Annotated in this window: 5 protein-coding genes; 4 read left to right on the forward strand and 1 reads right to left on the reverse strand. The window is 72.3% G+C overall.

Annotated features, from left to right (window positions below; genetic code table 11):
• Positions 1-1,781: cellulase family glycosylhydrolase (locus ACJ73U_RS31875; protein ID WP_407781442.1), on the forward strand; the 1,781-nt coding region annotated here is incomplete at its 5' end.
• A 543-nt stretch (positions 1,782-2,324) separates the two neighbouring features.
• Here the strand turns inward: ACJ73U_RS31875 and ACJ73U_RS31880 are convergent.
• Positions 2,325-4,346: a cellulose binding domain-containing protein gene (locus ACJ73U_RS31880; RefSeq protein WP_407781443.1), complete on the reverse strand. Its 2,022-nt coding sequence runs from the start codon at positions 4,344-4,346 to the stop codon at positions 2,325-2,327.
• 369 nt (positions 4,347-4,715) lie between these two features.
• Between ACJ73U_RS31880 and ACJ73U_RS31885 the strand changes: the two genes are divergently transcribed.
• Genes ACJ73U_RS31885 through ACJ73U_RS31895 form a run of 3 tightly spaced genes read left to right on the forward strand, consistent with a single transcriptional unit; the run spans position 4,716 to position 7,843 of the window.
• Positions 4,716-6,053: an FAD-binding oxidoreductase gene (locus ACJ73U_RS31885; RefSeq protein ID WP_407781444.1), complete on the forward strand. Its 1,338-nt coding sequence runs from the start codon at positions 4,716-4,718 to the stop codon at positions 6,051-6,053.
• Between the two features lie 43 nt (positions 6,054-6,096).
• The gene (locus tag ACJ73U_RS31890) at positions 6,097-6,588 is read left to right on the forward strand and encodes a hypothetical protein (protein ID WP_407781445.1); all 492 of its coding nucleotides are present in this window, start codon (positions 6,097-6,099) and stop codon (positions 6,586-6,588) included.
• Positions 6,572-7,843: a pentapeptide repeat-containing protein gene (locus tag ACJ73U_RS31895; protein WP_407781446.1), complete on the forward strand. Its 1,272-nt coding sequence runs from the start codon at positions 6,572-6,574 to the stop codon at positions 7,841-7,843. The genes ACJ73U_RS31890 and ACJ73U_RS31895 overlap by 17 nt, the downstream gene beginning before the upstream one ends.
• The last annotated feature ends 32 nt before the right edge of the window (positions 7,844-7,875 follow it).

A 7,875-nucleotide genomic window follows, 5' to 3' on the forward strand; every position in this document is an offset into this window, starting at 1 on the left:
AGTGGGAGCGCTTCCAGTCCTACCTCTGTGTGAGAGGCGAGTTGATGTCGAGATCAACGCGGATCCCCATCATCGGCCTCGCCGCCGCGATGGCCTTGGGCGGGGCGCTGGTCGCGCCCGCGCCGGCCGTCGCCGCGGCGGGGTGTCAGGTCACCTACACGTCCAACGACTGGAACACCGGTCCCGGTCAGGGCGGCTTCGGCGCCAGCGTCACGGTCCAGAACCTCGGTGACCCGCTCACGTCGTGGACACTGCGGTTCAGCTTCGCCGCCGGCCAGCAGGTGCAGGCGGGTGGCTGGGGCGCCACCTGGTCCCAGTCGGGTGCGGACGTGACCGGGGCCAGCCTGTCCTACAACGGAAACCTGGGCACGAACCAGTCAACGCAGATCGGGTTCAACGGCACCTGGACCGGCAGCAACCCGAAACCGACGAGCTTCTCGCTGAACAACGTCGCCTGCACCGGCTCGACGTCTCCGGGCAACCAGAACCCGACCGTCGCGGTCACGAGCCCGGCCAACGGTGCCAACTTCGCCGCCCCGGCGACGATCACGACCACCGCGAACGCGTCCGACCCGGACGGCACCGTGTCGCGCGTGGACTTCTCCCTCGGCTCGCAGACCGCCAGTGACACCTCCGCGCCCTACAGCGCGACCTTCTCCAACGTGGCCGCCGGCAGCTACTCGCTCACGGCCAAGGCGACGGACAACCAGGGCGGCACGGCCTCCAGCGCTGTCACCGTGACGGTCGGCGGACAACAGAGCGGCGCGGCGCCGGCACTGCACGTCGCCGGCAACCGGCTGCTCACCGCGAGCGGCACGGCCTACCGGCTGCTCGGCGTCAACCGCTCCGGCGGCGAGTTCGCCTGCATCCAGGGCAACGGGATGTGGGACGGCCCGATGGACCAGGCGTCGATCACCGCGATCCGGTCGTGGAAGGTCCGCGCGGTGCGCGTGCCGCTGAACGAGGAGTGCTGGCTCGGCACGGCCGACGTGCCGTCCGGCGGGGCGAGTGGCGCGACCTACCAGCAGAACGTCCGCAACTACGTCAACCTGCTGATCGCGGCCGGCATCACGCCGATCGTCGAGATGCACTGGAACTACGGCCAGTACGGCGGCTCGGGCGCGAACTGCACCGACCTCATCGCCCTGTGCCAGAAGCCGATGCCGGACGCCCAGTACGGACCGCAGTTCTGGACCGGCGTCGCGAACGCCTTCAAGGGCAACGACGCGGTCGTGTTCGACCTGTTCAACGAGCCGTTCCCGGACATCCCGGCCGGTGACGTCACGGCCGGCTGGCGCTGCTTCCGCGACGGCGGCACGTGCCCGGGCATCGGCTACCAGGTGGCCGGCTTCCAGAGCCTGGTCAACGCGGTCCGCGCCACCGGCGCGACGAACGTCGTCATGGTCGGCGGCCTGACCTGGTCGAACAACATCGCGCAGTGGCTGCAGTTCCGCCCGACCGACCCGCTGAACAACCTGATGGCGTTCGCCCACGTGTACAACTTCAACGGCTGCATCAGCGCGAGCTGCTGGGACAGCCAGTGGGCCCCGGTCGCCGCGCAGGTGCCGCTCACGATCAGCGAGATCGGCGAGAACACCTGTGCCCACTCGTTCATCGACCAGGTGATGAGCTGGGCCGACGCCCACGGGGTCGGATACCTCGGCTGGACGTGGAACACCTGGCCGTGCACCAGCGGCCCGGCCCTGATCACCGACTACAACGGCACACCGACGGCGTTCGGCCAGGGCCTGCGGGACCACCTCGCGACCGTCTCCAGCTGACACACCCGCTGCCGTCCGACCCGCTCCAGGTCGGACGGCAGCTTCCCCCAGAGATCGCCGACCCCGGCAACGTGCCGGGGAAGGTGATCCTGGGGGATGACGCATGTGGCCTGTGCACGCACTGACGGACGACGCCGCGCGTTTCGGGGACAGGGGCGCGGACGCACGCAGGCAGTCCACGTACGCGGAGCTGGCGGCCGGGACCGTGCGGCTCGCCGGACACTCCGCCGAGCGGCGTCGGCCGCGGCGCACGGGTGCTTCTGCCGCTCGGCGACCGGATCACGGCCATCGAGGCGCACCCTCACGGTCACCAGGGCCGCCGCGGCGGTGAACCCCAAGGGCTCCGACGCGCGCAGCGCCCGGCCTCGCCGCTCACCCAACACCTGGTGAGGCCTCGCTGTCCTCGAAAGGGCGCGGTCGGGACATCCCCGATGCCACGAACGGCGCGTTCAGGACCTTGATCGTCCCGAACGCGCCGTCCGAAGCATGAACTCGTGTCAAGCGCCTTTCATGGCACCAGGTTCGGCGTTCCGATGGGGCCCGTCAGGTCGTGGAGCAGAGGGTGCCGTTCACGGCGAAGGCCGTCGGTTGGACGTTCGGGCCCTGGTAGTTGCCGACGAAGCCCACGGTTGTCATGGTGGTCGCCGGCAGGGGACCGGTGCCCGCCACGGTCACGGTCTGGCCCGTCTGGGACCACGTCGCGTTCCAGCCGCTGTCCACGCGTTGCCAGGTCGTCGGCCAGGTGAACGTCAGTGTCCACGGGTCCAGCGGATGGGTGGTGTTGTTCGTGACGTCGACGTTGGCCACGTAGCCGTTGCCCCAGTCGGTGGTCTCCGCGAAGTGGACCGTGCAGGCCGACGTCGCCGGGCTCGGAGTCTGGAACGTCAGCGGCGGCGACGCCCACGACACCCGTCCCGCGTTGTCGCGGGCCAGGACGTTGACCGTGTACCGGGTCGCCGGCTTCAGGTTCACGACGGTGAACGACTGGCCCGTGGTCTCGCCCCACTGCTCGGTCGCCGTGCCGACCTGGCGGTGGATCTCGTACTTCACGCCGGACGCCGCGGGTGCCGTCCAGGTGATCTTGGCGCTGTTCTCCGTGACGGCGCTCGCGGTCGGGCGGTTCGGGGTCGCCGGCAGGGCGGTCTGGGTGGTGGACGGCCGCAGCACGAGCGTCGTCAGCGAGTACGGCGGCAGCGTCACCGCGCGAGCCGGGCCCGTAGCGGTGGTGATCGCCGTGGCGCCGTTGCCGTAGCTCAGCACCTGGGCGTCCGGGGCCGGCGTGTAGCCGGCATAGCTCAGCGCGACCGTCTTCGCCGCGTCCGGGTCCTCGTTGACCAGCAACACCGACAGCCCCCCGTCGGTGCGGCGCGCGGCGTGTGCCTTCACCAGCGGGTCGGACGAGCCGGCCGTGAGGAGCTGGTCACCGGGCCGCGCGAACTTCGACACCATCGACAACCCGTAGTACGGCGCGAACGGCGTGTTGAGGGCCGGCTCGCACACCGTCCCGTCGGCGTTGCAGGTGCCGCTGGACAGCAGTCCGAAGTCGTTGTAGTCCGGCTGCCCGGCGACGGTGGCCGCCGTGTCCGGTCCATTGTGGACGTTCCACCAGTCGGTGGTGAACACGCCGTTCGCCATCAGCGTCGCGTACGAGTCGGCCGCGAACAGCGCGCCCGGCTGCGTGTTGCGGCCGTAGGACGTGTTCAGCTCGGTCACCGCGATCGGCAGTTCCTTGCCGGCGTACTGGCGGCTCTGCGCACGCAGCAGGCGGACCTGGTCGGCGACCCGGTCCGTCTTCGGCAGCACCTCGGTGCCGGACGAGCCGGTCGGGTACCAGTGCACGATCGCGAAGTCCACCACGGAACCGGCCGTGGCCAGCACGACCTGGTTCCACGTGCCCGTGTCACCGGTCGCCGTGATGCCGTCCGGCCACTCGCCGGGGGTGGTGAGCACCGCGCCGACCTTGATGCTGGGGTCGACGGCCTTCATCGCCGTCGCGTAGTCCCGCACCAGGGTCGCGTACTGGGTCGGGCTCTTGTCGGCGTGGTCGTCGGCCTCCCAGTTCGAGCCGTACTGGCCGTTGCCGTAGTTCTCGTTGCCGATCTCCCAGTACTTGACGCCGTAGCCCTTGTCGATGTTGGCGGACCGCACCCAGTCGGCGGCCTCGGCCGGCGTGCCGGTGCCGTAGTTGGCGGTCACGATCGGCTGCGCGCCGGCCCGGCGCACGCCCGCCATGAAGTGGTCGAAGTCGGTGTTCGGGGCGACGAAGCCGCCCGGCGCGGTGTGGTCGCGCCAGTGGTAGATGTCGGAGTACGAGCCGCCGGGGTAGCGCATGGCCTTGACGCCCGCGCCCTTCAGCAGGTCCGCGACCTCGGGCGTGCCGAGGTAGGTGTCCCAGATCGCGTGGTTGACGCCGACCGCGGTGGGGCTGACGGTCTCCAGGCCGGCGCGGGCGTTGACCGCGACGTCGACCGTCGTGTCCGCGGTGGCGACCGGTGGTGGGCCGCCGACCTGCGTGGCGGCTGCGAGAGCGAAGACCAGGAAGGCGGCAGGGCGCGATCGTCTCATGGCTGTCCTCGTGACGACGGTGTCTGGGAGCGCTCCCAGACTGACGCCGCGACACCGTTTTGTCAACGACGGCGGGCATCAGCGTCACCACGGACCGCGTGCCGGTGGCGACGCTGTGGGCATGCCCGGCCGGGTAGCGGGTAACGCGTCCGGGTGGTCGCGGGGTTCGGTCCGGCACACACTACGACTAATGGTCGGTTGCGATGGTCGGATCGGACTGTCAGGCTGGTGTCTCCCCTGCCCTACCCAGGAGGGAGCACCTATGCCCACGCGAACCGAGCAGGGGTTGTACGTCGCGGATCGTGGAGTGGTCCGTGCCGGCACCGCGCGGCGGGTCCGCCCGCCCGCCGCGCGGAGGTGCCCGCGGTCATGATCACGTATCGCCCGGGCGACCCGGGTTACCAGCAGGCGCGGAAGCTGTTCATCGGGCGGCCCGACGAGGTGCTGCCGTGGGCCGTCGTCGAGTGCGCCACCGAGGAGGACGTGGCCACGGCGCTCGACATGGCGGCCGGCGGTCCGTTCGCCATCCGGGGCGGCGGGCACAGCCTCGCCGAACACTCCACTTCGGACGGAATGGTGCTGGATCTCAGCGGGCTCACCACGATCGAGGTCCGGGACGGGACCGTGGTGGTCGGCGCCGGCGTGCGGATCGGCACGCTCACCGACGCCCTGGCGCCGCTGGGGCTCGTCGTGCCGGTGGGCTGGTGCCGGTCCGTCGGCGTGGTCGGCGCGGTGCTCGGCGGCGGGTACGGCGTGCTGGGCCGCTACTACGGGCTCGGTGCCGACCACCTGGTCGCGGCGCGGGTCCTGCTGGCCGGTGGCCGGATCGTGCGGGCCACGGCCACCGAGCACCCCGACCTGTTCTGGGCGCTGCGGGGCGCCGGCGGCGGGAACTTCGGCGTGGTGCTGTCGGTCGAGCTGCGGACCCGGCTCTCGGTCGCGCAGACGGCCATCCAGGCGACCTGGCCCTACGAGCGGGTGGTGGACGTCGTGGCCGCCTGGCAGCACCTGGCGCCGGCCGCGTCCCGCGAGGTGAACCTGCAGCTCTCCGTGCGGGCCGGTGACAACGAGCCGGGCGTCACGTTGTTCGGCGTCGTCGTCGGGAACCTGGCCGACGCGCACACCGTGCTGGCATCGTTCACCGACCGCGCCGGGCCGACCTCGACGTCGGTCTGCACCGTGATGTCCACAAAGGACGCGGTGCGGTACGGCGGCACCGCGGTGGACCACACGCTGCCCCGGTTGCCGGAGGACGAGACGCGGCCGGCGCTGAAGCTGGTGCGGACGCAGTTCTTCAGCGGACCCATGCCCAGACCGGTACTGGCCGAGCTGACCGAGTACCTCGCCAGGGACCGGCTGCCCGGCGTGTACCGGGACCTGGAGCTGATCCCATGGGGCGCCGAGCTGTCCGCGCGGTACGGCGGCGCCTTCGCCCACCGCCACGCGCGGTTCCTGCTGAAGCACACCGTCCAGACGGAGTGCCGCGCCACCGACGACACCCGCGCCGCCGCGACCGGCTGGGTGAACGGGTCGTGGGCGCTCACCCGCCCCTTCGGCTCGGGCGGCAGCTACCCGAACTACCCGGACCTGGCCCTCACCAACTGGCCGCAGGCGTACTACGGCGCGAACCTGCCCCGCCTGCTCACCATCAAGAAACTGTACGACCCGGCCGGCGTTTTCCGTTTCTCGCAAGGGCTGACGGTCTAGTATCGGCGCCCTGCCAACCCGGTCGGAACGAAACGGACAGCTCGTGTCGGTGCGCGGCGCCTCGGTTTCCGTTGGTACGCGGGGAACCCGCCTGCCGCGGGTCGCCGCCTGCGTGCTCGACGCGCTGGTCGCCGCGGTCGTGGCCGGTGGGCTCGGCGTGGTCCTGGTGCCGATGGGCCTGACGTGGCCGTGGCTCGTCGCCCTCTGCGCGCTGGTGTTCCTGGTGCGGCTGGTCGCCGGCCTGCACCACGCCGTCCGGTCGGTCGGCTTGCTGGAGCTGGAGCTGCAACACTCGCCGCGCCTGCTGGTGCTGCGCGGCCCGTGGGCGACCAGGCGGCACGCGCTCGACGAGGTCACCGCGATCCAGCTGTGGTGCGACCCCGACCCACGCCTGGAAGTGTTGCTGTACAACGGTGCCGCGATCCGCGTCGAGTCCGGGCCCGTCCGCCCGGACGTGGCCGTGGCGCTGGGGGAGCTGCTGGAACCGTGCGGTGTCAAGGTCGTCGACTGGGGCGTCGATGTTGATCGCCGGTAGCCTGATCGCGCTGTCCCTGTTCGGGGCCACCCCGTGCCCGTCGCTCACACCCGTGCCGGACCACGGATCGCCGCACGGCCACCTGGCCTGCGCGGATCTCGCGGGTGCCCACCTGGTCCGGGCCGACCTGACGGGCGCGGACCTCCACGGCGCTGACCTGACCGGCGCCGACCTGAGCCAGGCCGACCTGCGTGGTGCCGACCTGACCCAGGCCGACCTGAGCCGCGCTGACCTGCGGGGCGCCGACCTCGCCGACGCGAACCTGACGCAGGCGGACATCTCCGGCGCCGACCTGCGCGGCGCGACGCTGGCCGGCACCAGCGCGGTCCAGGCCACGGGGTTGCTCACGGTCCGCGTGGATCGGGTCGGTCCCGGTGCGTACGTGCAGGTGGGGTACCTGCTCCTCGGCCCGGCCGCCGCGCTCGCGCTGGCGTGGGCCCGCCGCCGGTGGCGACACCCCCGCCGCCTGGCGGGAGTCGTGGTCGCCGTCGCGGGGCTGTACCTGCTGTGCACCGGCGCGCTCCGCGGCCTCGCGGCGGCGGTGACGGGCTGGCTGTGGGCGGTCGACCCCGGGCCCGTGGGCCTGAACCCGTTGGCGCAGCTGGCGTTCGGCGCGGTCGCGCTCGTGGTCGCGGCGTTCCCGCGGTACGTGCCCCGCCGCCCGGTGGGCGAACCGGCCGGGCACCTGGCCATCGGGCGGCCGACCCCGGGGCCGCGAAGCCCGTCGTTCGGTCCGCGCACCCGTGGGGTGCTGGCGCTGGCCGGTGGACTGGGCCTGCTGGACGTCGGCGTCGTGTTCGTGTTGTGGCTGCTGGACCTTCTCCCGGCGCGCGGGCCGTGGGGCGCGGCGTCGGTGCCGGGTCACCTGGTGGTCGTCGGCGTCGCCGCGGTGTGCCTGGTCCGCGGTGCGCGGGCGCCCGCGGACGCCGGCACCCAGCCGGTGGCGCTGACCGGGATCGTGCTCGCCGCGCCGTCCTACGTGTGGTTGTCCGGCACCTCCGCCGGCCGGCGGCCCGCGAACCGCGCCGTGCCGTGGGAGTCGCTGGAGCACGTGCACCTCGTCCACACGCTCGGTGCCACGGCGGCCGGCACGGCGATGTTCACGATCCGCCCTCCCGGCGCGGCGGAGCCCGTCGAGTACCCGGACGAGCTGCCGGTGACCGGCGCGCAGGCCGACCGACTGCGCGCGATCCTGCCGAGCGAGCTGGTGACCGAGGTCGCGCGTGCCCAGGACGGAGACTCGCCGCGGCTATGACCGGTCCTCGGCCGGCGCGGCCACGGGGTGGA

Origin of the sequence: Actinophytocola sp., assembly GCF_045807065.1 — a bacterium.
Classification (GTDB): Bacteria; Actinomycetota; Actinomycetes; order Mycobacteriales; family Pseudonocardiaceae; genus Actinophytocola.

Coding starts and splice junctions, on each gene's coding strand:
- ACJ73U_RS31880 (WP_407781443.1), bottom strand. CDS start 4,346: ATGAGACGATCGCGCCCTGCCGCCTTCCTGGTCTTCGCTCTCGCAGCC.
- ACJ73U_RS31885 (WP_407781444.1), top strand. CDS start 4,716: ATGATCACGTATCGCCCGGGCGACCCGGGTTACCAGCAGGCGCGGAAG.
- ACJ73U_RS31895 (WP_407781446.1), top strand. CDS start 6,572: ATGTTGATCGCCGGTAGCCTGATCGCGCTGTCCCTGTTCGGGGCCACC.